At 73.6% G+C, this 23504-nt stretch carries 24 protein-coding genes; 14 read left to right on the top strand and 10 right to left on the bottom strand.

Features of this window, described 5'->3' with window-relative positions; all coding sequences use genetic code 11:
- Positions 1–18: 18 nt before the first annotated feature.
- Genes ACIRG6_RS32760 through ACIRG6_RS32770 form a run of 3 tightly spaced genes read right to left on the bottom strand, consistent with a single transcriptional unit; the run spans position 19 to position 2677 of the window.
- Positions 19–678 carry a response regulator transcription factor gene (locus ACIRG6_RS32760; protein ID WP_318214947.1) on the bottom strand — a complete coding sequence of 220 codons (660 nt, stop codon included), beginning with the start codon at positions 676–678 and terminating at the stop codon, positions 19–21.
- Entirely contained in the window at positions 675–1841 is a 1167-nt protein-coding gene (locus ACIRG6_RS32765) for a sensor histidine kinase (RefSeq protein WP_364821020.1), read from the bottom strand. The genes ACIRG6_RS32760 and ACIRG6_RS32765 overlap by 4 nt, the downstream gene beginning before the upstream one ends.
- On the bottom strand, positions 1838–2677 hold the full coding sequence (locus tag ACIRG6_RS32770; RefSeq protein WP_403325282.1) for a CPBP family intramembrane glutamic endopeptidase: 840 nt from the start codon (positions 2675–2677) through the stop codon (positions 1838–1840). The genes ACIRG6_RS32765 and ACIRG6_RS32770 overlap by 4 nt, the downstream gene beginning before the upstream one ends.
- Before the next feature lie 161 nt (positions 2678–2838).
- Here ACIRG6_RS32770 and mmuM point away from each other — a divergent pair, with 161 nt between their 5' ends.
- Positions 2839–3747 carry a homocysteine S-methyltransferase gene (mmuM, locus tag ACIRG6_RS32775; protein ID WP_403325284.1) on the top strand — a complete coding sequence of 303 codons (909 nt, stop codon included), beginning with the start codon at positions 2839–2841 and terminating at the stop codon, positions 3745–3747.
- Positions 3748–3767: 20 nt separating this feature from the next.
- Here the strand turns inward: mmuM and ACIRG6_RS32780 are convergent, their stop codons facing one another.
- The 5 genes from ACIRG6_RS32780 to ACIRG6_RS32800 form a co-directional block, all read right to left on the bottom strand.
- Positions 3768–5273, bottom strand: coding sequence for a carboxylesterase/lipase family protein (locus ACIRG6_RS32780; protein WP_403325286.1), 1506 nt, complete (start codon positions 5271–5273; stop codon positions 3768–3770).
- A gap of 181 nt (positions 5274–5454) precedes the next feature.
- Positions 5455–6594: an RNA polymerase sigma factor gene (locus tag ACIRG6_RS32785; RefSeq protein ID WP_364679108.1), complete on the bottom strand. Its 1140-nt coding sequence runs from the start codon at positions 6592–6594 to the stop codon at positions 5455–5457.
- Entirely contained in the window at positions 6591–7010 is a 420-nt protein-coding gene (locus ACIRG6_RS32790; RefSeq protein WP_365022521.1) for a YciI family protein, read from the bottom strand. The genes ACIRG6_RS32785 and ACIRG6_RS32790 overlap by 4 nt, the downstream gene beginning before the upstream one ends.
- 107 nt (positions 7011–7117) lie before the next feature.
- Entirely contained in the window at positions 7118–7768 is a 651-nt protein-coding gene (locus ACIRG6_RS32795; protein WP_364678830.1) for a hypothetical protein, read from the bottom strand.
- Positions 7769–7850: 82 nt separating this feature from the next.
- Positions 7851–8177 carry a hypothetical protein gene (locus tag ACIRG6_RS32800; protein WP_364821025.1) on the bottom strand — a complete coding sequence of 109 codons (327 nt, stop codon included), beginning with the start codon at positions 8175–8177 and terminating at the stop codon, positions 7851–7853.
- A 129-nt stretch (positions 8178–8306) separates the two neighbouring features.
- Here ACIRG6_RS32800 and ACIRG6_RS32805 point away from each other — a divergent pair, with 129 nt between their 5' ends.
- Positions 8307–8711, top strand: coding sequence for a VOC family protein (locus tag ACIRG6_RS32805; RefSeq protein WP_364678824.1), 405 nt, complete (start codon positions 8307–8309; stop codon positions 8709–8711).
- On the opposite strand, the gene ACIRG6_RS32810 is transcribed toward ACIRG6_RS32805, so the two are convergent.
- Both ACIRG6_RS32810 and ACIRG6_RS32815 read right to left on the bottom strand, forming a co-directional pair.
- Complete coding sequence (locus ACIRG6_RS32810) at positions 8691–9380, bottom strand: helix-turn-helix transcriptional regulator (protein WP_364821029.1); 690 nt, start codon at positions 9378–9380, stop codon at positions 8691–8693. The two genes, ACIRG6_RS32805 and ACIRG6_RS32810, sit on opposite strands and share 21 nt — an antisense overlap.
- Before the next feature lie 302 nt (positions 9381–9682).
- Positions 9683–10816 carry a YihY/virulence factor BrkB family protein gene (locus ACIRG6_RS32815; protein WP_350715668.1) on the bottom strand — a complete coding sequence of 378 codons (1134 nt, stop codon included), beginning with the start codon at positions 10814–10816 and terminating at the stop codon, positions 9683–9685.
- Positions 10817–10915: 99 nt separating this feature from the next.
- Here ACIRG6_RS32815 and ACIRG6_RS32820 point away from each other — a divergent pair, with 99 nt between their 5' ends.
- From ACIRG6_RS32820 to ACIRG6_RS32875, 12 genes are all read left to right on the top strand, one after another.
- Positions 10916–12550 (top strand): acyl-CoA dehydrogenase family protein, encoded by a 1635-nt coding sequence (locus ACIRG6_RS32820; protein WP_364821032.1) that lies wholly within the window; start codon positions 10916–10918, stop codon positions 12548–12550.
- 327 nt (positions 12551–12877) lie between these two features.
- Complete coding sequence (locus ACIRG6_RS32825) at positions 12878–14197, top strand: GAF domain-containing protein (RefSeq protein WP_364821034.1); 1320 nt, start codon at positions 12878–12880, stop codon at positions 14195–14197.
- 174 nt (positions 14198–14371) lie between these two features.
- The gene (locus ACIRG6_RS32830; RefSeq protein WP_403325290.1) at positions 14372–15670 is read left to right on the top strand and encodes a hypothetical protein; all 1299 of its coding nucleotides are present in this window, start codon (positions 14372–14374) and stop codon (positions 15668–15670) included.
- Between the two features lie 98 nt (positions 15671–15768).
- Positions 15769–16341, top strand: coding sequence for a GNAT family N-acetyltransferase (locus tag ACIRG6_RS32835; protein WP_350715677.1), 573 nt, complete (start codon positions 15769–15771; stop codon positions 16339–16341).
- 127 nt (positions 16342–16468) lie between these two features.
- The gene (locus tag ACIRG6_RS32840) at positions 16469–16552 is read left to right on the top strand and encodes a putative leader peptide (RefSeq protein ID WP_343234115.1); all 84 of its coding nucleotides are present in this window, start codon (positions 16469–16471) and stop codon (positions 16550–16552) included.
- Between the two features lie 127 nt (positions 16553–16679).
- Positions 16680–18377 (top strand): sulfite reductase SirA, encoded by a 1698-nt coding sequence (gene sirA / locus ACIRG6_RS32845; RefSeq protein ID WP_364678808.1) that lies wholly within the window; start codon positions 16680–16682, stop codon positions 18375–18377.
- A complete protein-coding gene (locus ACIRG6_RS32850; RefSeq protein WP_350715681.1) occupies positions 18374–18553 on the top strand; it encodes a hypothetical protein in 180 nt (59 codons plus the stop codon). The genes sirA and ACIRG6_RS32850 overlap by 4 nt, the downstream gene beginning before the upstream one ends.
- A complete protein-coding gene (locus ACIRG6_RS32855; protein WP_364821039.1) occupies positions 18550–19260 on the top strand; it encodes a phosphoadenylyl-sulfate reductase in 711 nt (236 codons plus the stop codon). Before ACIRG6_RS32850 ends, ACIRG6_RS32855 begins: the two co-directional genes overlap by 4 nt.
- A gap of 1 nt (position 19261) precedes the next feature.
- A complete protein-coding gene (cysC, locus tag ACIRG6_RS32860; protein WP_362495997.1) occupies positions 19262–19831 on the top strand; it encodes an adenylyl-sulfate kinase in 570 nt (189 codons plus the stop codon).
- Positions 19828–20775 carry a sulfate adenylyltransferase subunit CysD gene (gene cysD, locus ACIRG6_RS32865; protein WP_364678801.1) on the top strand — a complete coding sequence of 316 codons (948 nt, stop codon included), beginning with the start codon at positions 19828–19830 and terminating at the stop codon, positions 20773–20775. Before cysC ends, cysD begins: the two co-directional genes overlap by 4 nt.
- 2 nt (positions 20776–20777) lie before the next feature.
- The gene (locus ACIRG6_RS32870; RefSeq protein WP_318214933.1) at positions 20778–22133 is read left to right on the top strand and encodes a sulfate adenylyltransferase subunit 1; all 1356 of its coding nucleotides are present in this window, start codon (positions 20778–20780) and stop codon (positions 22131–22133) included.
- A 239-nt stretch (positions 22134–22372) separates the two neighbouring features.
- On the top strand, positions 22373–23476 hold the full coding sequence (locus tag ACIRG6_RS32875; protein WP_364678797.1) for an aliphatic sulfonate ABC transporter substrate-binding protein: 1104 nt from the start codon (positions 22373–22375) through the stop codon (positions 23474–23476).
- Positions 23477–23504 lie beyond the last annotated feature (28 nt).

Consider the following 23504-nt stretch of genomic DNA (forward strand, 5'->3'; position numbering starts at 1 on the left):
GCCGCGGGGCGCGGGGTCTCAGGTGACCAGGCCGTGCCGATAGGCGTAGACGACGGCCTGGACGCGGTCGCGCAGGCCGAGCTTGGTGAGGATGCGGGACACGAAGGTCTTGACGGTCTCGGGGCTGATCACGAGGGCCGCGGCGATCTCGCTGTTGGACAGGCCGTCCGCGATGAGACGGAGGACCTCCAGTTCGCGGGGCGTCAGCGGGATGTCCTGGGCGCGGCCCGCGGCGGGCCGGATGCGGGCGGCGTACCGGCCCACGAGCCGGCGCGTCACCTCGGGGTCCAGCAGGGCCGCGCCCAGGGCCACGGTCCGGATGCCGTGCAGCAGCCGGTCCGGCGGCGCGTCCTTGAGCAGGAACCCGCTCGCTCCGGCCCGCAGCGCCTCGTAGACGTACTCGTCCAGATTGAACGTCGTCACCACCAGCACCTTCACGGGGTGCTCCACGCCGGCGCCGGCCAGCAGCCGGGTGGCCTCGATGCCGTCGAGGACCGGCATGCGCACGTCCATCACGACGACGTCCGGGCGCAGCCGGCCGGCCAGTTCCACCGCACTCCGCCCGTCCCCGCACTCGCCCGCCACCTCCAGGTCGGGCTGCGCGTCGATGATCGTCGCCAGTCCGGTGCGGATCAGCGCCTGGTCGTCGCAGACCAGGACCCGGACGGGCGCGCTCACGCCGGTCCCCCCGCGGGTATCCGCGCCCGGACCAGGAAGCCACCGGCCGCGCCGCGGCCCGCGCTGAAGTCGCCGCCCAGGACGCCGACCCGTTCGCGCAGGCCCTCCAGGCCACGCCCGCTGCCGCCGGGGGCGGCGTCCCGCGACCCGGAACCGTCCGTGCCGACCTCCACGGTGATCTCCCTTTCGCCATGGCGCACCAGGACCGAGGTCCGGCCGCCGTGGTCGTACTTGAGGGCGTTCGTCAGGGCCTCCTGCACGACCCGGTAGGCCACGAGGTCGGCGCTGCCCGTCGAGGCCGGCGGCGTGCCCTCCTCGGTGAACTCCACCGGCTGCCCGGCCCGCCGCGTCTGCTCGACGAGCGTGAGCAGCCTGCCGACGGGCGGCGTCCTGTCCTCGCCGCCGTGACCGGTGCCGTGGTCCGGGTTGAGCAGGTCCAGCAGGTGCCGCAGATCGGTGATGGCGCGCCGGCCGGTGTCGCTGACAGCGGTCAGGGCCTGGTCGAGGCGGTCGGGCTTCGCGGTCAGATAGCGGGCCGCCTCGGACTGTACGACCATCGCCGTCACGTGGTGGGTGACGACGTCGTGGAGCTCGCGGGCGATCCGGGTGCGTTCAGCGCCGCGGGCGTCCTCGGCGACGCGGCGGCGGCGCTCGGCCTCCGCGGCCCGGGCGGAGCGCATCCACGCGCCGATGCCCCACGCGAGGGCCAGCGCCAGGTAGAAGGTCACGAACTCGGCCGCCGGCTGGCCCGGCCCGCGCTCGTGGAGCGCGACCGCCAGCGCCGTGTACGCCACAGAGGCGCTGATCAGGGTGGCGCGCCGGTACCGCTCCAGAAAGGACCCGGTGCTCAGCAGCGCGATGGGCAGCGCGGTGCCCGCGACGAGGTGGTATCCGCGCAGCTGGTCGACGGCGAAGCCGAGCGACACCAGGGCGAGGCAGACGAGTGGCCACCGCCGGCGCACCGCCAGCGGAAGGCACTGCAGGACGGCCGCCACGCCCGCGAGCGCGTCGGCGGACCGGGTCGGCAGGTCGCCGATCTCCGTGCCGTCGCCCCGGAACACCGGCATGGCCGAGGCGACGAGGAGCAGCACCCCGAGCGGGAGGTCCCGGACCGTGACATCGAGCCGGTGCCACTGCTCCTGAACCCGCCGACGACCGATCACCGGGGAAGCCTAGCGGCGGAGTCGACGCCCGCGGCACTCCGGGAGCCGAACGGCACGACGTTGCCGCGCCGGTGGGCCAGCCACAGGAACACGAGGGTCAGCAGCGCCCCGAAGCCCACCGAGTACACGCTGCCCTCCGGCCCGAACTCACCGCCGGTGAGCAGCGTCGGGCCCGACGTCACGGTGTCCAGCAGCCCGTCGCTGGCGCCGTTGCCGGACACCTCGGTGCTGAAGATGCCGGCCGCGGCGAAGTTCCAGCCGAAGTGCACGCCGATCGTCAGCCAGAGGCTGCGGGTGGCGGCGTAGGCGGCGGCGAGCATGAAGCCGGCCTCGATGGCGATGGCGAGGGCGCCCCACAGGGTCGCGTGCTCGTTGAGCAGGTGGGAGAGGCCGAACACCAGACCGGTCAGCGCCAGCGCGAGGTAGGTGCCGATGCGCTCCTCGACGATGCGGAACAGCACACCGCGGTACACCACTTCCTCCGTCGCGGCGGCGCCCACCATGAAGCCGGCCAGCCCCAGCGCGCCCGTCACCGAGCCGAGGCCCTCCACCTCGTAGTACCCGGCGGTCCAGAGGTTCACGATGACGGCGCCGAACATCCCGGCGCCGATCAGAACGCCCCAGCCGGTCCGGGACACGGCGCCCTCCCGCGCCACGTCCGTGGCGGGCCGGTGCTCGGTGCGCCGGACCACCCATGCGTACACCAGCACCGCCACCGCCGCCGCGGTGACGCCGAGGACCAGCGTGAGCGCGTCGTTCTCCTTCACCGCGTTGACGGCGTTGCCGGTGACGGCGTACATCGCCAGGACGGCCAGGAACTGCCGGACAAACCTCACGGGGACCCCCTCGTCGGGCCGGCGGCCGAGTGCCGCGCCGGCTGCACCGGACGCTACGGATCCGGCAGCCGGAGATCGTCACCCCCGGGTGGACACCTGGCCGTAGCTCGCACGGGGGACAAGCGCCCGGCGGGTGCCCGGCAACTGGCTAACCTCGTGCCATGACCAGCGATTTCGCCGACGCCCTCGGCTCCGGCCGTCCCCTCGTGCTCGACGGCGGCATGTCCAACCAGCTGGAGTCGGCGGGCCACGACCTGAGCGACGGCCTGTGGTCGGCGCGGCTGCTCGCCGAGAACCCCGAGGCGATCACCGGGGCGCACCTCGCCTACTTCGAGGCGGGCGCGGACGTGGCGATCACCGCGAGCTACCAGGCCACCTTCGAGGGCTTCGCCCGGCGCGGCGTCGGCCGGCAGCGCGCCGCCGAACTCATGGCGTCGAGTGTGGAGTCGGCCCGGGAGGCGGCCCGCCGCGCGAAGACGGACCGCCGCCTGTGGGTGGCGGCGTCGGCGGGCCCCTACGGGGCGATGCTCGCGGACGGCTCCGAGTACCGGGGCCGGTACGGGCTCACCGTCGCCGGCCTGGAGCGCTTCCACCGGCCCCGCCTGGAGGTCCTGGCCGCCGCCCGGCCGGACGTGCTCGCGCTGGAGACCGTCCCCGACACCGACGAGGCCGCGGCGCTGCTGCGGGCGGTGCGCGGACTGGGCGTGCCGGCCTGGCTGTCGTACACCGTGGCGGGCGACCGCACCCGCGCCGGGCAGCTGCTGGAGGAGGCCTTCGCCCTGGCCGCGGACGCGGAGGAGGTGGTCGCGGTCGGTGTGAACTGCTGCGCCCCCGGGGACGCGGCGGGCGCGATCGAGACGGCCGCCCGGGTCACCGGCAAACCCGTGGTCGTCTATCCCAACAGCGGCGAGTCCTGGGACGCCGGTGCCCGCGGCTGGACCGGCCGCTCCACCTTCGCCCCCGGGGAGGTGCGGGGCTGGCGGGACGCCGGAGCCCGCCTGATCGGGGGGTGCTGCCGGGTGGGCCCGGAGGAGATCGCGTCGGTCGCGGCGACGCTGGCCCCGGCCTGATCAGGCGTCGTCGCGTCGGCTCACCGTCGCACCGGACGCCTGGACCGCGTTGCCCGCGTGGAGACGTCGGCCTTCCACAGGTCGAACTCGGCGTCGTGCGGGCCGTACACCATGTGCGGGGCGCCGTCGCCGAAGACCTGGACGGGGTGCGTGGCGTCCCATGCCGGCCAGCCCGGGTCCCCGGACTCGGCGAACCGGACCCACGCCCCGTGCATCGCGTCGGCCAGCTCCTGCGGAGCCCCCTCGCCGGCGAGCCTGCGCGCGTCCGGTCCGTCCCCGGAGTCGAAGACGAAGCCCAGCTCCAGGGCGTGGCAGGCGCCGAGGCCGGGCAGGTTGGACGGCCAGGCGAACTCGTAGACGTGGGACGAATCCGGCCGCGCGTCGGCCACCCGGTGCAGCGGGAGGCGCAGCAGGTGGTCGGTGACGAGCTGGCCGACCGTCTCGGCGACGCCGGCGTCGGGGTGCAGGGCGCGGTAGCCGCGTACCACCTCGTTGCCGCAGTGGCAGCGGGCCCGCGCGCCCGCCAGGGCGACGGCGCCGAGCCGGTCGACGCGTTCGAGGAGGCCTCCGGGGACCAGCCAGAGCCGGTACTCGTCGCGGGTCCAGCCCATCATCAGGTCGACGCCGCGTGCCGCCTCGCCGTCGACGAGCGCGTCCAGGGGGTCGCCCGGCACCACGTCGCCGTCGACGACGATGCCGAAGGCGGGGCCGCCGAGCACGGGGCTGCTGAGCCTGCCCACCTCGGCCTGGGCGCGCAGCAGCTGTTGGCGGTCGGCGGCGGCGAAGGCCTCCGCGGTCGCCGGGATCTTGAGCCGGGCGGCCATACGGCGCACCATCCGGCGCACCTTGTCGCGGTCGGACGCCTCCGGCGCCCCGCTCTGCAGCACCGCGCGCCGCATCAGGCCCCGGGCCCGCGGCGCGGCGAGGAGGGCGCCGGTGCTGATCGCCCCGGCCGACTGACCGGCGACGGTCACCCGGTCGGGGTCGCCGCCGAAGGCGGCGATCGAGTCCCGCACCCATTCCAGCGCGGCGATCTGGTCGCGCAGTCCGGCGTTGGCGGGGGCGTCCGGGAACAGTCCGTAGCCCTCGACGCCCAGTCGGTAGTTGACCGACACGCAGACCACGCCGTCGCGGGCGAAGGTGCGGCCGTCGTAGACGGGCACGGCGGAGGAGCCCCTGGTCAGGGCGCCGCCGTGCAGCCACACCAGGACCGGCAGGCGGGCTCCCGGGCCCGGTTCCGGCGTCCAGACGTTGAGGTTGAGGCAGTCGTCGCCGGGGATCGCCGGGTCGGACAGGTACTGGGCGAACGCCTCGGAGTACGGCGGTTTCGGCGCGGTCGGGCCGAACGCCCCCGCGTCGCGCACTCCGTCCCAGGGCTCGGGCGGCGCAGGGGGCCGGAACCGGCGGGGACCGAAGGGGGGCGCCGCGTACGGGATGCCACGGAACACGGCGATCCCGTGCTCGCGTCTGCCGCGTACCGCCCCGTGAGGCGTACCGACCACCGGGTCCGTCTGGCCTGCCGTCATGCGCTCACCAGTCCTTCGCCGCGCTACCGCACCGTCGTACCGCCGCACTGCGCACCGCTCGGATCAGAGCGCCGCACCGCCCGGATGTATTCCGGCCCTGATCCCATGATCCCGTCACCCGGGCGCCCCTGCCCGCCGGCCTCCTGCGGGGTCACCGTGTGCGAGGAGCCGCCGCCGAGCGTCACCGGCCGCTGTTGAGGCGGGCGGCCCGGCGGGTCAGGTAGTCGCGTTCGGCGAGGTTGGGGGCCTTGTGGGCCGCCTCGGTGTACAGCCGTGCCGCCGTCACCGGGTCGCCGTCGCGCTCGTGGAGGTATGCGGCCACCGCGGTGTGGCGGGGCAGTGAGTCGTCCAGCGCCGCGAGGGCCGCCAGGCCGGCGCGCGGTCCGTCGGCCTCACCGACGGCCACCGCGCGGTTGAGCCGGACGACCGGGCTGTCCGTCAGGCGCTCGAGCTCGTCGTACCACTCGACGATCTGCACCCAGTCGGTCTCCTCGGCGGTGGGCGCGTCGGCGTGGAGCGCGGCGACGGCGGCCTGCGCCTGGAATTCGCCGAGGCGGTCGCGGGCGAGGGCCGCCTGGAGGATCTCGACGCCCTCGGCGATGGACGCGGTGTCCCACCGGGACCGGTCCTGCTCCGCCAGCGGCACCAGGCTGCCGTCGGGCGCGGTCCGGGTGGCGCGCCGGGCGTGGTGGAGCAGCATGAGGGCGAGCAGCCCCGCCACCTCGGGGTGGTCGATGGAGGCGGCGAGCTGCCGGGTGAGCCGGATGGCCTCGGCGGCGAGGTCCACGTCGCCGGAGTAGCCCTCGTTGAAGACCAGATAGAGCACGCGCAGCACGGTGGCGACGTCGCCGGGCCGGTCGAACCGCACCCCGGAGACGGTGCGCTTGGCCCGGCTGATGCGCTGCGCCATGGTCGCCTCGGGCACCAGGTAGGCCCGGGCGATCTGGCGGGTGGTCAGCCCGCCGACGGCGCGCAGGGTGAGCGCGACCGCGGACGCCGGCGTCAGCGACGGGTGGGCGCACAGGAAGTAGAGCTGGAGCGTGTCGTCCACCGCGGGCGCCGGCCCCGGCACCGGCTCCTCGTCGACGAGGTCCTCGCGCCGGCGGCGGGCGGCGTCCGAACGGGTCGCGTCGAGGAACCGGCGCCAGGCCACGGTGACCAGCCAGCCCTTCGCGTCCCGCGGAGGGTCGGCAGGCCAGACGCGGATCGCCTCGACCAGCGCGTCCTGCACGGCGTCCTCGGCCGCCGCGAAGTCGGCCCCGCGGCGGACGAGGACGGCCAGGACGCTCGGGGTGAGGCTGCGGAGCAGTGCCTCGTTCATCCGTGAGGGCATTCCGGGACGGTGGGCGGCGCCGCCAGGAAGGGGCGCAGTTCGAGCCACTCGTGGATCGGCTTCCCGCCGGCCCCGGGCGCTGCCGACAGTTCCCCGGCCAGCTCGACGGCGCGCTCGTGGCTGTCGACGTCGATCACCATCCACCCGGCGATGAGGTCCTTGGTCTCGGCGAACGGCCCGTCGGTGACCGGCGGGCGCCCCTCGCCGTCGTAGCGGACCCACGATCCCTCGGGGGCGAGGGCCTGCCCGTCGACGAACTCGCCGGTCTTCTCCAGCCGGGCCGCGAAGTCGTTCATGTACTGGATGTGGGCCGAGATCTCCTCCGGCGTCCACCGGTCCATGGGAACGTCGTTGACCGCGGCCGGGGCGCCCCGGTAGTGCTTGAGCATCAGGTACTTGGCCATGGTGACTCTCCTCGGTGCTGTGCGGCCCATTGTGGCCGCGCTCACCCCGGGGACGGAGCAGGTCACGCTTTCTCGACATCGCCGCCGGATTTATTTCCGGCTCGTGTTCAGCCGCCCGTGTCCACGCTGTTGTCGGGGGCCCCGTCGCCCACCGGGGGCAGGTCGCCGCGTTCCACGGGGGTCCCGGCGGCGGGCCGGGGCGAGGGCAGGGTGGCCGCGGCCTCGGCCGCGTCGGGCCGGTGGACGGCTTCTGCGGCCTCGCGCAGGACCTCGCGCGGTACGGCGCCCGCCCCGGCGGACAGCCGGACCACGTGCCCGTCCTCCGGCAGGGCGTACTCGTGCTGTCCGCCGCCGGCGCGGTACCAGGCCTCCGCGTCGCGCTCGCACACGGCCCGTCCGCCGGTGCTGTCGCCGACCGGCCGGTTCGGGCAGGTGTCCTCGGTCATCGTGCCCCGTTCGACGGAGAGGCGGACCAGGGCGCCCGAGCCGGTCAGGTAGGTGGCGGAGAAGCCGTCGTCGCCGAGCACGCCGACGGACTGCTGGGCCAGGGTGAGACCGGGCGTCCTGGTGACGTAGACCAGTTCGGGGGCGATCCCGAGCGCCTGCGCCCGGTTCTCGAGCTCCTCGGTCCCGGCCGAGGCGGCCTCGGTGGAAGCCGCCGCGGCGGCCGGGTCGTCGGCCGGCCTCTGCGTGCCGCAGGCGGTGAGCAGCAGCGGGGGCAGCAGTAACAGCGGCAGGACGCGCGCGCGACGGTTCATGCGCCCATCCTGTCGCACGGGTGTTCCCGGCGGCTCCGCGTCCGGTCACCGCGGCCACGTCCCCGCGCGCCCGGCCTCCGGGTCAGGGACGGTGCGCCGCCGCGTCCTTGGACAGCCGGACGGCCGACAGCAGGCTGAGGCCCGGTGCCGACTCGCGCAGGATCTTGACGGCCCGCACGGAGTCGGCCGGGCCCTCGTACCCGGCGGCGGCGAGGCGCTGGTGGACCCACCGGGCGCGCAGGGCGGCGTCGGGGACGGCGGCCGCGCGCTCCACCAGGGCGGCGGCGCGTTCCAGCCCGGGCCGCTGCTCCGGGGTGGCCTCGGCGAGCGCCTCGCGCAGGCCGTCGGCGACGACGTCCGAGTCCCGCAGGACCAGCACGTCGAATTCCTCTTTTCCGCGTCCCAGCATGACCCCATGGTCGGCGCCGCCCGCCTTGCGGATCAAGGAACTTGAGGCCTTTCTGAGCTGTTCCACCCGGCGGCCGCGGTGTCCGATTCCTTCAAGACGGGCCCTTGCCGTCCTGCCTACGGTGGCGTCATGACCGCACGATTCAACGCCGTCGGCCTGGTCGTCTCCGACATGGCCGCATCCGTGACCTTCTACCGCCGGCTCGGTTTCGCCTTCCCCGAAGGCGCCGAGAAGGAGCCGCACGCCGAGGCCGGACCGCCAGGCGGGATCCGGCTGCTGCTCGACACCGAGGAGACCGTCCGCTCCTTCCACCCCGGGTGGCAGCCCCCGGCCGGCGGCGGGCGGGCCTCGCTCGCGCTGCTGTGCGACGCGCCCGCGGAGGTGGACGCGCTGTACGAGGAGCTGACCGGCGCCGGGTACCACGGTGAGCTGGGGCCCTGGGACGCCTTCTGGGGGCAGCGGTACGCCGTCGTGCACGACCCGGACGGCAACGGCGTCGACCTGTTCGCCGCGCTACCGCCGGCGTCCCAGTAGCTCGACCGGGGGCACGCCCGCCAGCTCCCGCACGTCCCGCGTCAGATGCGCCTGGTCCGCGTACCCGGCTCGGGCGGCCGTCTCCGCGAGGGGCGTGCCGGCCCGGGCCAGGGCGAGGGCGCGTTGCAGCCGCAGTACACGGGCCAGGGTCTTGGGGCCGTAACCGAAGGCGGCCAGCGAGCGGCGGTGCAGCCGGCGTGCGCCGATGCCGAGTTCGTCGGCGGTGGCGGCGACCGGGCGGCCCGCGTCGAGGGCGGCCACGATCCGGCGCAGCAGCGGATCGGGGGGATCGCTGCCGGCCGCCCGGGACAGCGCCGCCTCCTCCAGGCCCCGCGCCGGGTCGGAGGCCGCGTTCACCCGCGCCGTCAGGCGCCGTGCCTCGGCGGCGGGCCAGAGGTCGGCGAGGTCGACGCGCCGGTCGCGCAGTTCGTGCGCGGGGACGCCGAGGAGTGCGGGCGCGGTGCCGGGGCAGAAGCGGACGCCCGCCCAGCGGCCCGGCGCGTCGTCGGTGGCGTAGGCGCGGGTGTCGGGGCCGGCGACCAGCAGCCGGCCGTCGTGCCACAGCAGGTCCATGCAGCCGTCGGGCAGGACACGTCCCGGGCCGGTTCCGGTCGGCGTGCTGGTCCACACCACCGCGCCGGGCAGCCGGGAGGCACGTTCCGCGTACACGCCGGTCAGGCTACGCCGCCCCGCGGGCTGACGCCGTACACCCGCGTGAAGGCGGTGGACAGGGCGCGCGCGGGCCGCAGCCGGCCTGGCGCGCTGGTGGTGGCGCCGGCCCCGGGCGGCCGGTACGCCGGGCGGGTGCCGGCGGTCTCGGGGGCGCCGGCCGCCGGCCCGGCTCCCGGACGGTGTCCGGCAGGTGCCGCACCGTGCGCCGGGGGACGTCGGGGCGTTCGTCCGGGAGACCGCGACGGCGGGGACGTGGGCCCCGGACCTCTCGGCGCCCGGCCCGAGAAGGGCCGGGCCGGTTACGAAGCCTCGGGCTTGTTGTGGTCCGTGGGAGGTGTGTGCTTCGTGTGGCTGCGGAGGCGGGCCGTGACGTCCTCCGGGGGCAGGAAGCGGGACCAGCGTTCCGGGAACTCGGACGGCATGTCGGGGTCCGCCTCGCCGCTCGCGGCCGCCCGGGCCACGTACTCGGCGACCTGCGCCTGCCGCAGCCGCTCGTTGGCCTCGCGGGCCGCGGCGGTGGCGGCGGCCGGCCAGACCCGGTCGATGGCCGCGTTGACCGCGGCCCCGACGAGCACGGCGAACGCGGACACACCGATCCACAGCAGCACGGCCACGGGCGCGGCGAGCGACCCGTAGATGGTCGGGCCCTCGACGGTACTGGTGAGGTAGATCCGCAGCAGGAAGCTGCCCAGCACCCACATGGCGAGGGCGACCAGCGCGCCGGGCACGTCCTCGATCCACGGGGAGCGCACGGGCACCGACACGTGGTACAGCGTGGTCAGGAAGGCCACGGACAGGATGATCACGACCGGCCAGTACAGGACCTGCACGACGGTCGTCGACCAGGGCACGACCCGCACCACGGCGTCCGGTCCCGCCACCATCAGCGGCAGCGCGATCGACCCGATCAGCAGGGCCACGATGAACAGCAGGAAGGCCATCAGGCGGGTCTTGACGATCCCCCGGACACCGTCGAGGCCGTACATCACAGTGATGGTGTCGATGAAGACGTTGACCGCGCGGGAGCCGGACCACAGGGCGAACAGGAAGCCGATGGAGATGACGTCGGGCCGGCCGCCCTTCGTCACGTCGTCCAGGATCGGCTCGGTGATCTGCTTGACACCCCGCTCGGAGAGCACCGCGCGGGAGGCGTCCAGGATGTTGGTGCGCAGGCTCTCGGTGGTGTCGGCGCCGATCCACAGGTCGACGTAGCCGAGCAGGCCGAGGACGCTCAGCAGCAGCGGCGGCACCGACAGCAGCGTGAAGAACGCGGCCTCGGCGGCGAGCCCGAGGATGCGGTACTCCATGCACGAGTTGACGGTGTCCTTGAGCAGCAGCCAGGCGGTCCTGCGTTTGGAGACGTTCCGGTACAGAACCCGGACACGGTGGAGCCGGCCCGAGGGCCGTTCGGAAGGTTCACTTGCTGGCTGCACGCCCTAACGGTATCCGCCGCGGGTGCCCGCACTCATCCGCGGACCTCCGTGGAGGCCGTCGGCGCCCGTCCCGTCCCCGGGCGCGGTAGGTTCGCCGTCATGGCAGGCAGCACCCACACCGTGACGAACCAGGCCCCGCCGCTGGCCGGCTACGACGTCTTCACCACCGACCGGGCCCTCGTGGCGGCGGTCGAACGGCATCTGGCACCGGAGCTGCGCGAGGAGGCGCTGGGCGAGCTGTCCGGTCTCGGGCGCAGCTGCGGCTCCGCCCAGGTGCTGGAGTGGGGCGCGCAGGCCAACGAGAACCCGCCGGTCCTGCGCACGCACGACCGCTACGGCCACCGCCTCGACGAGGTCGACTTCCACCCGGCCTGGCACCGGCTGCTGGGCAAGGGCGTCTCGGCCGGCCTCACCGCGGCCTGGACCCGGCCGGGCGGGCATGTGCGGCGGGCCGCCGGGTTCCTCCTGTGGACGCAGGCCGAGGCGGGCAACGGCTGTCCGCTGTCGATGACCCACGCGGCGGTGCCCGCCCTGCGCGCCGACCCGGACCTCGCCGCCGAGTGGGAGCCGCGGCTGACCTCGCAGGTGTACGACCGTGAGCTGCGGCCGGCGCACCTCAAGGCCGGCGTGCTGTTCGGGATGGGCATGACGGAGAAGCAGGGCGGCAGCGACGTCCGGGCGGCCACGACCTCCGCGCGGCCGCTGGCTCAGGACGGGACGTACGAGCTGACCGGGCACAAGTGGTTCTGCTCGGCGCCCATGTCCGACGGCTTCCTGGTGCTGGCGCAGGCCCCGGGCGGACTCACCTGCTTCCTGGTGCCGCGCGTGCTGGCGGACGGCACCCGCAACGTGTTCCTGATCCAGCGGCTGAAGGACAAGCTGGGCAACCGGTCCAACGCCTCCGCCGAGGTCGAGTTCGCCGGGACCTGGGCGCGCCGGGTCGGCGAGGAGGGCCGCGGGGTGCGCACCATCATCGGCATGGTGGCGGCGACCCGGCTGGACTGCGTGCTGGGCTCGGCCGGGCTGATGCGGCAGGCCGTCGCGCAGGCGGTGCACCACTGCGCCCACCGGGAGGCGTTCGGCGGGAAGCTGATCGACAAGCCGCTGATGCGCAACGTCCTGGCCGACCTCGCGATCGAGTCGGAGGCGGCCACCACGCTCGCGCTGCGGCTGGCGGCGGCGTACGACGACGGGGGCGAGCGGGAGACGGCGCTGCTCAGGCTGGCGGTGCCGGCGGCGAAGTACTGGGTGACCAAGCGCTGTGCGCCGGTGGCGGTGGAGGCCGCCGAGTGCCTGGGCGGCAACGGGTACGTCGAGGAGTCCGGGCTGCCCCGGCTGGTGCGCGAGTCGCCGCTGAACTCGATCTGGGAGGGCGCCGGCAACGTCCAGGCGCTGGACGTGCTGCGGGCGCTCGGGCGGGAGCCGCTGGCCCTGGACGCGTATCTGACGGAGGTGGGCCTCGCCCGGGGTGCCGATCACCGCCTGGACGCGGCGATCCGGGGCCTGCTGACCGAACTCGCCGACCTGGAGGCCGCCGAGGGACGGGCACGGCGGCTGGTGGAGCGGCTGGCGCTGGTGCTCCAGGGGTCGCTGCTGGTGCGGTACGCGCCGCCTGAGGTGGCCGACGCGTTCTGCGCCTCGCGGCTGGGCGGCGACGGGGGTGCGGCCTTCGGCACGCTGCCGCCGACCCTGGATCTGGCGTCGGTCGTGGAGCGGGCCCGTCCGGTGGCCTGATCCTCTCCGGGCGGCCCTGCGCCGCGCGGAAGGCGGCCGGGCGGCACGGGGGTGGTGCTGCGCCGACACGGCACCACCCCCGCCACACAGGCCCGTTCAGGCCGCGTACGCCGCTCGGGACGGCGTGTCACAAGTTTCGGACACCGGCACGGCCGTCCACCAGGGTTGCAAGGGGTTGCAACTTGCTGCCGACTGTGTGCGGACTGTGTCCGTCCGCCATGGGGAAGCGGTCAGTATGAGACGAACATCCGGGACGATCACGGGCTCGCCGCCGGCCGGCCGCTCGGGCGCCCGTCCCGGTCCCTGCTTCCGGGAGGACGACGACCAGTGGCGCTCTCGCCGAGGGACGTGACGCAGCTCGCCGCCGTCGACACGGCCCGTGCGGCGCGGATGCTCAGCGAGGTCCGCTCCGCCAGACTCTCGGGCGGGCGCGCTCCGGCGGCACCGCGTCCGGTGATCGAGCAGTCCTGGGAGCGGATGCTGCGCAGCGGCGTCGACCCGGACCACGACTTCCGCGCCGGGCTGCTGCCCCGGGAGGAAGTGCAGCGGCGGCGGGAGGCCTCGCCGCTGCGGCACGTGCTGCCGGTGCTGCGGGAGGGGCTGCTGTCGGTCGCGGACGTCGCCCACCACATCATGGTGGTCGCCGACGACGAGGGCCGGGTGCTGTGGCGGGAGGGCAGCACGCCGGTGCTGCGGAAGGCCGACGGGCTCGGCTTCGAACTGGGCGCGGACTGGCGGGAGGACGTCGTCGGCACCAACGGCGTGGGCACGCCGGCGGTCACCCGGCGGCCGGTACAGGTCTTCGCCTCCGAGCACTTCGTGCGGTCCCAGGCGACCTGGACCTGCGCCGGGGCGCCCATCACCGATCCGCGCAGCGGCCGGCTGCTCGGCGTGGTCGACGTGAGCGGGCCGCTGGAGACGATGCATCCGGCCACGCTCGCCTGGGTCGACTCGGTGGCCAAGCTCGCCGAGGCCCGGCTGCGCGAACTGCACACGCGCTCGCTGGAGCGGCTGCGCGCGGTGGCGGCGCCGGTGCTGGCCCGGCTCGACGGGCGCGCGCTGGTGGTGGACCGGGACGGCTGGACGGCCGCGGTGACGGGGATGCCGTACGCGGAGCGGGTGGTGCTGCCCGGGTCCCCGGCGACGGGTCCGAGGTGGCTTCCGGCGCTCGGGGCGTGCGTCGTGGAGCCGCTGGCCGAGGGCTGGCTGGTGCGGGTCGCCGCGGAGCCGGTGCCGCACGGCGCCCCCCGGATCGTCCTCGACCTCGGGCAGCCGCGCCGCTGGTCGGTCCGGGTGCTGGACGGGGCGGGGTCCTGGGAGCGGGAACTGAGTCCGCGGCACGCCGAGTTGCTGTATCTGCTGGCCGTCCAGCGCACCGGCCGCAGCGCCGCGGGGCTGGCGGAGGACGTCTTCGGCGACCCGGCGCGCACGGTGACGGTGCGCGCCGAGATGTCCCGGGTCCGGCGGTACCTCGGGGCCTATCTGCGACACCGGCCGTACCGGTTCCGCGACGACGCCGAGATCGAGGTGGTCCTCCCGGACGACCCCCGCGACCTGCTGCCCGACTCGACCGCGCCGGCGGTGACGGAGCGCCGGGAGCCGGGCCCGGTCCGGACGCCGCCTCCGGCCCGGGCACCGTCGCCCTGAGCGGCGGACGGCCCACGGACGGCCCCCGAAAGGTGGTTCGTTTCCGCATATTTGCAGCGTCCGGCTCCGCGGGCCCCTCCGCCTGCCGTAGCATCCTCCACGGACCGCCCCCTCTGCTCCTCGGTCAACGCACGGAACGACGGGCGCAGTTGGATCGGGGCCCGTGGAGGTTCTATGAAGCAGCGCGGCAGACACCGCCGGCGCAGTCGGGGCAGGGCGTTGCGCGCGGCCCTGACCGGGGCCGCCCTCGCGCTGACCGGCGCCGCCACGATGATCAGCGCCTCGCAGGCCACGGTCGCCGGCGACCCGGGCGAACTGAAGCCGCTCGCCGTGACCGACGCACTGCGGCTGACGGAGCACCGGGTGCCCGCGCCCTGGCTCGACCGGCTCTCCGCCGCGATGGGCGAGCCGGTGGGCGCCGACGCCGTCCTCGGCTCCGCCGACCACACCCTGCGCGACGCCGCCGACTGCGCGGCCGGGGAGCGCGAGGCGCTGCCGGTCTCCCCCGCGGCCACGCGCGCCTACTGCTGGGACGCCGAGGACACGCGGGGCTGGCGACCGGGAGCGGTCACCACCTCGGGGGACGCCGACGAGAACGGGCTCTGGGGCTCCCACCGGGTCGTCCTGTCCGCCTGGAGCCGCGACGACGGCACGCCCCAGGGCGGACTCGCCCGGGTCTCGTTCGTGAACGCCGACGATCCCGGCCGTCTCGGCTACACCTCGGCGCTGCTCGCCGTCCCGGTGGACGGCGGACGCGACTACCGGGCGCTCGCCTCCCCCGTCTCCGGCATGGTCTGGTACCAGGACAAACTGCTGGTCACCACCGGCGCCGGGGACCGCAACGCGCTCTACGTGTACGACGTGGACCGTGTCCAGCGCGCCACCGCCGACGCCGACGCGGTCGGCCGGGTGCCCGGCGGCTGGGCGGCGTACGGCCACCGGTACGTGCTGCCCGCCGTCGCCTCCTACCGCCTGGCCGACACGCCGGACGCCGCGCGGCCCGCCGCGCTCTCCCTGGACCGCGGCACGGTCCCCGCCGGCCTGGTGGCGAGCGAGTACGTACCCTCCGGCGCCGACCGGCCCACCCGCCTGTGGCGCTACGCGCTCGGCACGGACCCGGACCACGCCGGGGTGCCCGCCACCGACTCCGCCGGGCACGTGGACGCGCGGGACGCGTACGAGACCGGCGCCGCCGAGGTCCGGGGCGTGCTGGCGCACCGCCCGGCCGGGGCCGGACCCTCCGACTGGTACCTGGCCCGGCCGGCCGGCGACCAGGACGGACGCGGAACGCTGTGGCGGCAGGACACGGAGGGCGCGCGGGCCACGGAGTGCGGTGCCGACCGCTCGCGCCAGTGCTGGAGCGGGCCGCCGGGCTCCCTGTCGTACTGGGCGGGGACCGGTGAGGTCTGGTCCCAGTCGGGCAGCATGCTCTTCGCGCTGCCGCTGACCTCGGTGGACGAGGCGCTCGGCTGACGGCGGCGGTTTCCGCGCCCGCGGGCCCCCTGGCCGGGGGTGCGCGGGCGCGGAACCGGGATCGACAGATCTCGCGACCGGATGATTCCCTGACCGGCATGACCAACATCGCCGTGACCACCTGGTCCCTGGAGCAGACCGCGCCGACCGATCTGCTGCCGGCCGCCGCCCCGGAGGGGGACGTACGGATCGTCCGCTCCGAAGTGCCCTCGCCCGAGTTCAGCCGCTTCCTGTACGCCTCCGTCGGCGGCGACATCCGCTGGACGGACCGGCTGGGCTGGACCTACGCGCGGTGGCAGGAGCACCTGCGGCGGCCCGGCGTGGAGACCTGGGTGGCCTACGACCGGGGCACCCCCGCCGGATACCTGGAGCTGACGCCCGGGGACGACGGTGTCGTGGAGATCGAGTACTTCGGCCTGATTCCGGCCTTCCGCGGCCGGCGCATCGGCGGGCACCTGCTGTCGTACGGGACCGCCCGCGCCTGGGACCTCGCGGACCGCTGGCCGGGGCTGGCCACGACCAAGCGGGTGTGGCTGCACACGTGCAGCAAGGACGGCGACTTCGCGATGGACAACTACCAGCGCCGCGGCTTCCGCCTCTTCGACACCAAGGTCGAGGAAGAACCGGAGGTGGAGACTCCGGGGCCGTGGCCCGGGGCCTTCCCGTCCTGACCTGCTCCGAAGCGTCCGTTTTCGGTCTGTGTGACCCACGACACCCCCGTCTCGCCCGACGAGACAGGGGCGTCCGCATTTTGGACGAAGCTGGACTCTGTCCAGATCGCCGTGCCACGCTTCCGTCATGTCCGGAACTGGAATTGCCTTGGTGAGTCGGCGGCACGTCGACCTCGGCCGCATGTCCAGCGCCATCTGTCCGATGCGCTGAGAGACCCCTCCAGCACCACCGGATTTCTGCATTCGTCTCCTCCCGCGCAACGACGCGCACGTATGCCCATGCGCCCGCGCGCGCAGGTCAGAGCCGCATTCCGCCAGTCCCGAAGGACGTGTCAACCATGGCCGCCACCCCGCCGAAGCCTGCTGCCACGACTCCCCGCCGCAAGGTGAGCCGTCACCGTGGCGAGGGTCAGTGGGCTATGGGTCATTTCACCCCGCTCAACGGCAACGAGCAGACCAAGAAGGACGACGACGGTCTCAACGTACGGACGCGTATTGAGACGATCTACTCCAAGCGGGGGTTCGACTCCATCGACCCCGGCGACCTGCGCGGACGCATGCGCTGGTGGGGTCTGTACACCCAGCGCCGCCAGGGCATCGACGGCGGCAAGACCGCGATCCTGGAGCCCGAGGAGCTGGACGACAGCTACTTCATGCTGCGCGTGCGCATCGACGGCGGCGCGCTGACCACCGCGCAGCTGCGCGTCATCGGTGAGATCTCACAGGAGTTCGCGCGCGGAACGGCCGACATCACCGACCGGCAGAACATCCAGTACCACTGGATCCGGATCGAGGACGTGCCCGAGATCTGGAACCGCCTGGAGGGCGTCGGCCTGTCCACCGTCACCGCCTGCGGCGACACGCCCCGCGTGATGATCGGCTCCCCGGTCGCGGGCATCGCCGAGGACGAGATCATCGACGGCACGCCCGCGCTGGAGGAGATGAAGCGCCGGGTCCTGAACAACCCGGCGTACTCGAACCTGCCGCGCAAGTTCAAGACCGCGATCTCCGGCTCGCCGGTGCAGGACGTCGTACACGAGATCAACGACGTGGCGTTCGTCGGCGTGGACCACCCCGAGCACGGGCCGGGCTTCGACCTGTGGGTGGGCGGCGGCCTGTCCACCAACCCGAAGCTCGGTGTGCGTCTGGGCGCCTGGGTGTCGCTGGACGAGGTGCCGGACGTCTACGAGGGCGTCATCTCGATCTTCCGCGACTACGGCTACCGGCGCCTGCGCAACCGCGCCCGCCTGAAGTTCCTGGTCGCCGACTGGGGCGCGGAGAAGTTCCGCCAGGTGCTGGAGGACGAGTACCTGAAGCGCAAGCTGACCGACGGTCCGGCGCCCGCCGAGCCGGCGAGCCGCTGGCGCGACCACGTCGGCGTGCACCGGCAGAAGGACGGCCGCTACTACGTCGGCTTCGCCCCGCGCGTCGGCCGCGTCGACGGCACCACCCTGACGAAGGTCGCCGACCTCGCGGAGGCGCATGGCTCGGGCCGGGTCCGCACCACCGTCGAGCAGAAGATGATCATCCTCGACGTCGAGCAGGGGCAGGTCGACTCCCTGGTGGAGTCCCTGGAGGCGCTGGACCTCAGCGCCAAGCCCTCCTCGTTCCGGCGGGGCACCATGGCGTGCACCGGCATCGAGTTCTGCAAGCTCGCCATCGTCGAGACCAAGGCGCGCGGCGCCTCGCTCATCGACGAGCTGGAGCGCCGTCTGCCGGAGTTCGACGAGCCCATCAGCATCAACCTCAACGGCTGCCCGAACGCCTGCGCCCGCATCCAGACCGCGGACATCGGTCTCAAGGGCCAGCTGGTCCTGAACGAGCGCGGCGAGCAGGTCGAGGGCTACCAGGTGCACCTCGGCGGGGCGCTCGGCCTGGAGGCCGGCTTCGGCCGCAAGGTGCGCGGCCTGAAGGTGACGGCGGAGGAGCTGCCGGACTACGTGGAGCGCGTACTGAAGCGTTACCAGGCCGAGCGCGAGGACGGCGAGAGGTTCGCCACCTGGGCGGCCCGTGCCTCGGAGGAGGCGCTGTCGTGAGCGAGCGCGCCGCGCCCTTCTACTGCCCCTACTGCGGCGACGAGGACCTGCGCCCGAGCGAAGAGGGTCACGGCGCCTGGGAATGCGCGGGGTGCAACCGCGCATTCCAGTTGAAGTTCCTCGGGCTGATCGCCCGCGGACTTCAGCCCAACTCCACGGGAGGGGAACCGACATGACGGCCACTCAGGAAGAGCGGACGACAGACGAGCTGAAGGCGCTGGCCGAGCGGGCGGGCCGCGAGCTGGAGGACGCCTCGGCACTGGAGATCCTCCAGTGGGCCGCCGAGACCTTCGGCAGCCGCTTCTGCGTCACCTCGTCCATGGAGGACGCGGTGGTCGCCCACCTCGCCTCCCGCGCCCTGCCCGGCGTGGACGTGGTGTTCCTCGACACCGGCTACCACTTCCCGGAGACCATCGGCACCCGGGACGCGGTGGAGGCCGTGATGGACGTGAACGTCATCACGCTCACCCCGCGGCAGACGGTCGCCGAGCAGGACGCCGAGTACGGCCCGAAGCTGCACGACCGCGACCCCGACCTGTGCTGCGCGCTGCGCAAGGTCAAGCCGCTGGAGGAGGGCCTGAAGAGCTATCAGGCCTGGGCGACCGGCCTGCGCCGCGACGAGTCCGAGACCCGGGCCAACACCCCCGTGGTCGGCTGGGACGAGAAGCGCCGGAAGGTGAAGATCTCCCCCATCGCCCGATGGTCACAGGAAGATGTGCAAACGTACGTCGCCGAGCACGGGGTCCTCACCAACCCGTTGCTGATGGACGGCTATGCCTCCGTGGGCTGCGCGCCCTGCACCCGCCGTGTGCTGGAGGGCGAGGACGCGCGTGCCGGCCGCTGGGCGGGCCGTTCCAAGACCGAGTGCGGACTGCACGGCTGACATGACGACGACCACCGAGATTCAGGAGAACCACGTGACGACCGGAGCCACCGTCTGGCTCACGGGTCTGCCGAGCGCCGGCAAGACCACCATCGCGCACGAGCTGGCCGGCCGGCTGCGCGAGGAGGGCCACCGCGTCGAGGTGCTCGACGGCGACGAGATCCGCGAGTTCCTCTCGGCGGGCCTCGGCTTCAGCCGCGAGGACCGGCACACCAACGTGCAGCGCATCGGCTTCGTCGCCGAACTGCTCGCCCGCAACGGCGTCACCGCGCTGGTCCCGGTGATCGCGCCGTACGCGGACAGCCGGGACGCGGTGCGCAAGCGCCACGAGACCCACGGGACGGCGTACGTGGAGGTGCACGTGGCCACCCCGGTCGAGGTGTGCTCCGTACGCGACGTGAAGGGCCTGTACGCCAAGCAGGCCGCGGGTGAGCTGACGGGGCTCACCGGGGTCGACGACCCGTACGAGGAGCCCGTCACGCCCGACCTGCGCATCGAGTCGCAGGACCAGACCGTCCAGGAGTCCGCCGCGGCGGTGTACGCCCTGCTCAGCGAAAGGGGACTGGCATGACGACGACCGTCGCCACGGTCAAGGGGGGCGAGGGCTCCGCGAGCAGCCCGTACGCCCTCTCCCACCTCGACGCCCTCGAGTCCGAGGCGGTGCACATCTTCCGCGAGGTGGCGGGCGAGTTCGAGCGGCCGGTGATCCTGTTCTCCGGCGGCAAGGACTCCATCCTCATGCTGCACCTGGCGCTGAAGGCGTTCGCCCCCGCGGCCGTGCCGTTCTCCCTGCTGCACGTCGACACCGGGCACAACTTCCCCGAGGTCCTGGACTACCGCGACCGCACGGTGGAGAAGCACGGGCTGCGCCTGCACGTCGCCTCCGTGCAGGACTACATCGACCGGGGGGTGCTCAAGGAGCGCCCGGACGGCACGCGCAACCCGCTGCAGACGCTGCCGCTGACCGAGAAGATCCAGGCGGAGAAGTTCGACGCCGTCTTCGGCGGCGGGCGCCGCGACGAGGAGAAGGCCCGCGCCAAGGAGCGGGTGTTCTCGCTGCGCGACGAGTTCTCCCAGTGGGACCCGCGCCGCCAGCGCCCCGAGCTGTGGAACCTGTACAACGGCCGGCACGCCCCCGGCGAGCACGTCCGGGTCTTCCCGCTGTCCAACTGGACCGAGCTGGACGTGTGGCAGTACATCGCCCGCGAGGGCATCGAACTGCCCGAGATCTACTACGCCCACGAGCGCGAGGTCTTCGCGCGCGCCGGCATGTGGCTGACCGCCGGCGAGTGGGGCGGCCCGAAGGACGACGAGACGGTGGTCAAGCGGCGCGTGCGCTACCGCACCGTCGGCGACATGTCCTGCACCGGCGCGGTCGACTCCGACGCCGACACCATCGAGAAGGTGATCGCCGAGATCGCCGCCTCCCGGCTCACCGAGCGCGGCGCGACGCGTGCCGACGACAAGCTCTCCGAGGCCGCGATGGAAGACCGCAAGCGCGAGGGGTACTTCTAGACATGACCAGCACCACCGAGCCCACCGAGCCGCTGTCGGTCGAGCAGCTGTCGGAGACCACCCTGCTGCGGTTCGCCACCGCCGGGTCCGTCGACGACGGCAAGTCCACCCTGGTCGGCCGCCTGCTGCACGACTCCAAGTCGGTCCTCGTGGACCAGCTGGAGGCCGTGGAGCGCGCCTCCGCGAGCCGCGGCCAGGAGGCCCCGGACCTGGCACTGCTCACCGACGGCCTGCGGGCCGAGCGCGAGCAGGGCATCACCATCGACGTGGCCTACCGCTACTTCGCCACGCCCCGGCGCCGCTTCATCCTGGCCGACACCCCGGGGCACGTGCAGTACACGCGGAACATGGTCACCGGCGCCTCCACGGCCGAGCTGACGGTGATCCTGGTCGACGCCCGCAACGGCGTCGTCGAGCAGACCCGCCGGCACGCCGCGATCGCCGCGCTGCTGCGGGTGCCGCACGTCGTGCTCGCCGTCAACAAGATGGACCTGGTGGAGTACAAGGAGTCCGTGTTCGCCGCCATCGCCGAGGAGTTCACGGCGTACGCGACCGAGCTGGGCATCCCCGAGGTCACCGCGATCCCGATCTCGGCGCTCGCCGGCGACAACGTGGTGGAGCCGTCCGCGGTCATGGACTGGTACGGCGGCCCGACCGTCCTGGAGCACCTGGAGACCGTCCCGGTCAGCCACGACCTGGCGCACTGCCACGCCCGGCTGCCCGTGCAGTACGTGATCCGTCCGCGCACCGCCGAGCACCCCGACTACCGGGGTTACGCGGGCCAGATCGCCGCCGGCACCTTCCGCATCGGCGACCCGGTCACCGTGCTGCCGTCGGGCCGCACCTCGAAGGTGACCGGCATCGACCTGCTGGGCGAGCCGGTCGACGCGGCCTGGACGCCGCAGTCGGTGACGCTGCTGCTGGAGGACGACATCGACGTCTCCCGCGGCGACCTGATCGTGCCCAGCAAGGACGCCCCGGCCACCACGCAGGACGTCGAGGCCACCGTCTGCCACGTCGCCGACGCGCCGCTGACCGTGGGCCACCGCGTGCTGCTCAAGCACGGCACCCGCACGGTCAAGGCGATCGTCAAGGACATACCGGCCCGGCTCACGCTGGACGACCTGTCCCTGCACCCGCACCCCGGGCAGCTCGTCGCCAACGACATCGGCCGCGTGAAGATCCGTACCGCCGAGCCGCTGCCCGCCGACTCCTACGCGGACTCCCGCCGCACCGGCTCGTTCATCCTGATCGACCCGAGCGACGGCACCACGCTCACCGCCGGGATGGTCGGCGAGTCCTTCGCCGCCCCGGAACCGGTCAAGGACCCCGACGACGAAGACGGGTGGGACTTCTGAGCATGAACGCCTCCGACTTCTACTCCACGTTCGCCAAGGAGGGCGGCCGCGTCGGCAGCGGTGCTCTCGGCAGCGGGCAGGGCGGAGTGGCGCGATGTGCGCGCTGACGTACGCGCACCGCATGCGCGCCCACACCCCCCACCCGCACAGCCGAAGACCTGCCGACCTCCCGGCCACGACCTGACACCTCGGACGAACCGACAGGCGTGACCGCCGGGCCAACGAGAGGAACGCCTCCCGTGCCTGCCACCACCGCCCTGCGCCGCACCCTCGCGGTCATAGCCGCCCTGCCGCTCCTGACCCTCGCCGCCTGCGGGTACGGCTCCGACGCGAAGGACGACGACACCGCCAAGGTCGCCGCGGGCGCCGAGAAGATCGACGGTCTCGACTCCGTGCGCATCGGCTACTTCGGCAACCTCACGCACGCCACCGCCCTGGTCGGGAACCAGAAGGGCTTCTTCCAGAAGGCGCTGGGTGCGACCGAGGCCAAGTACGCGACCTTCAACGCCGGCCCGTCCGAGATCGAGGCGCTGAACTCCGGCTCCATCGACATCGGCTGGATCGGCCCCTCCCCCTCGATCAACGGCTACACGAAGTCGGACGGCAAGAGCCTGCGGATCATCGGCGGTTCGGCCTCCGGCGGCGTGAAGCTGGTGGTGAACCCCGACAAGATCAAGTCCCTGAAGGACCTCAAGGGCAAGCGCATCGCGACCCCGCAGCTCGGCAACACGCAGGACGTGGCGTTCCTCAACTGGATCGCCGAGCAGGGCTGGAAGGTCGACGCACAGAGCGGCAAGGGCGATGTGACGGTCGTCCGCAGCGACAACAAGGTCACCCCGGACGCCTACAAGTCGGGCTCCCTGGACGGCGCCTGGGTGCCGGAGCCGACCGCCTCCAAGCTGGTCGCCGAGGGCGGCAAGGTGCTGCTGGACGAGTCGACGCTGTGGCCGGACAAGAAGTTCGTGATCACGAACATCATCGTGTCGCAGAAGTTCCTGAAGGAGCACCCGAAGGCCGTCGAGGCCGTCCTGAAGGCCTCGGTCGACACCAACGAGTGGATCAAGGCCAACCCGGACGAGGCGAAGGCCGCGGCCAACAAGCAGCTGAAGAAGGACACGGGCAAGGCTCTGCCGGCCGAGGTCCTGGACCCGGCGTGGAAGTCGATCGAGGTCACCGACGACCCGCTGGCCGCCACCCTCGACGCCCAGGCGGAGCACGCCGTGAAGGCCGGTCTGCTGAAGGAGCCCGACCTCGCGGGCATCTACGACCTCACGCTGCTCAACAAGGTCCTCGCGGCCAAGGGTGAGCCCGCGGTCGACGACGCCGGCCTCGGCGTCAAGTAAGCCCGGATCCGACCAATCCCAGGAGGTG

This window comes from Streptomyces flaveolus (genome assembly GCF_044765825.1).
GTDB lineage: Bacteria > Actinomycetota > Actinomycetes > Streptomycetales > Streptomycetaceae > Streptomyces > Streptomyces flaveolus.

Excerpts from the sequence above, each read along its gene's own strand:
- ACIRG6_RS32835 (WP_350715677.1), top strand. The coding sequence starts at position 15,769 with ATGACCAACATCGCCGTGACCACCTGGTCCCTGGAGCAGACCGCGCCG.
- ACIRG6_RS32800 (WP_364821025.1), bottom strand. The coding sequence starts at position 8,177 with ATGCTGGGACGCGGAAAAGAGGAATTCGACGTGCTGGTCCTGCGGGAC.
- ACIRG6_RS32790 (WP_365022521.1), bottom strand. The coding sequence starts at position 7,010 with ATGGCCAAGTACCTGATGCTCAAGCACTACCGGGGCGCCCCGGCCGCG.
- ACIRG6_RS32840 (WP_343234115.1), top strand. The coding sequence starts at position 16,469 with ATGTCCGGAACTGGAATTGCCTTGGTGAGTCGGCGGCACGTCGACCTC.
- ACIRG6_RS32785 (WP_364679108.1), bottom strand. The coding sequence starts at position 6,594 with ATGAACGAGGCACTGCTCCGCAGCCTCACCCCGAGCGTCCTGGCCGTC.
- mmuM (WP_403325284.1), top strand. The coding sequence starts at position 2,839 with ATGACCAGCGATTTCGCCGACGCCCTCGGCTCCGGCCGTCCCCTCGTG.
- ACIRG6_RS32795 (WP_364678830.1), bottom strand. The coding sequence starts at position 7,768 with ATGAACCGTCGCGCGCGCGTCCTGCCGCTGTTACTGCTGCCCCCGCTG.
- ACIRG6_RS32805 (WP_364678824.1), top strand. The coding sequence starts at position 8,307 with ATGACCGCACGATTCAACGCCGTCGGCCTGGTCGTCTCCGACATGGCC.
- ACIRG6_RS32780 (WP_403325286.1), bottom strand. The coding sequence starts at position 5,273 with ATGACGGCAGGCCAGACGGACCCGGTGGTCGGTACGCCTCACGGGGCG.
- cysC (WP_362495997.1), top strand. The coding sequence starts at position 19,262 with ATGACGACGACCACCGAGATTCAGGAGAACCACGTGACGACCGGAGCC.
- ACIRG6_RS32820 (WP_364821032.1), top strand. The coding sequence starts at position 10,916 with ATGGCAGGCAGCACCCACACCGTGACGAACCAGGCCCCGCCGCTGGCC.
- ACIRG6_RS32855 (WP_364821039.1), top strand. The coding sequence starts at position 18,550 with ATGACGGCCACTCAGGAAGAGCGGACGACAGACGAGCTGAAGGCGCTG.
- cysD (WP_364678801.1), top strand. The coding sequence starts at position 19,828 with ATGACGACGACCGTCGCCACGGTCAAGGGGGGCGAGGGCTCCGCGAGC.
- ACIRG6_RS32870 (WP_318214933.1), top strand. The coding sequence starts at position 20,778 with ATGACCAGCACCACCGAGCCCACCGAGCCGCTGTCGGTCGAGCAGCTG.
- sirA (WP_364678808.1), top strand. The coding sequence starts at position 16,680 with ATGGCCGCCACCCCGCCGAAGCCTGCTGCCACGACTCCCCGCCGCAAG.
- ACIRG6_RS32830 (WP_403325290.1), top strand. The coding sequence starts at position 14,372 with ATGAAGCAGCGCGGCAGACACCGCCGGCGCAGTCGGGGCAGGGCGTTG.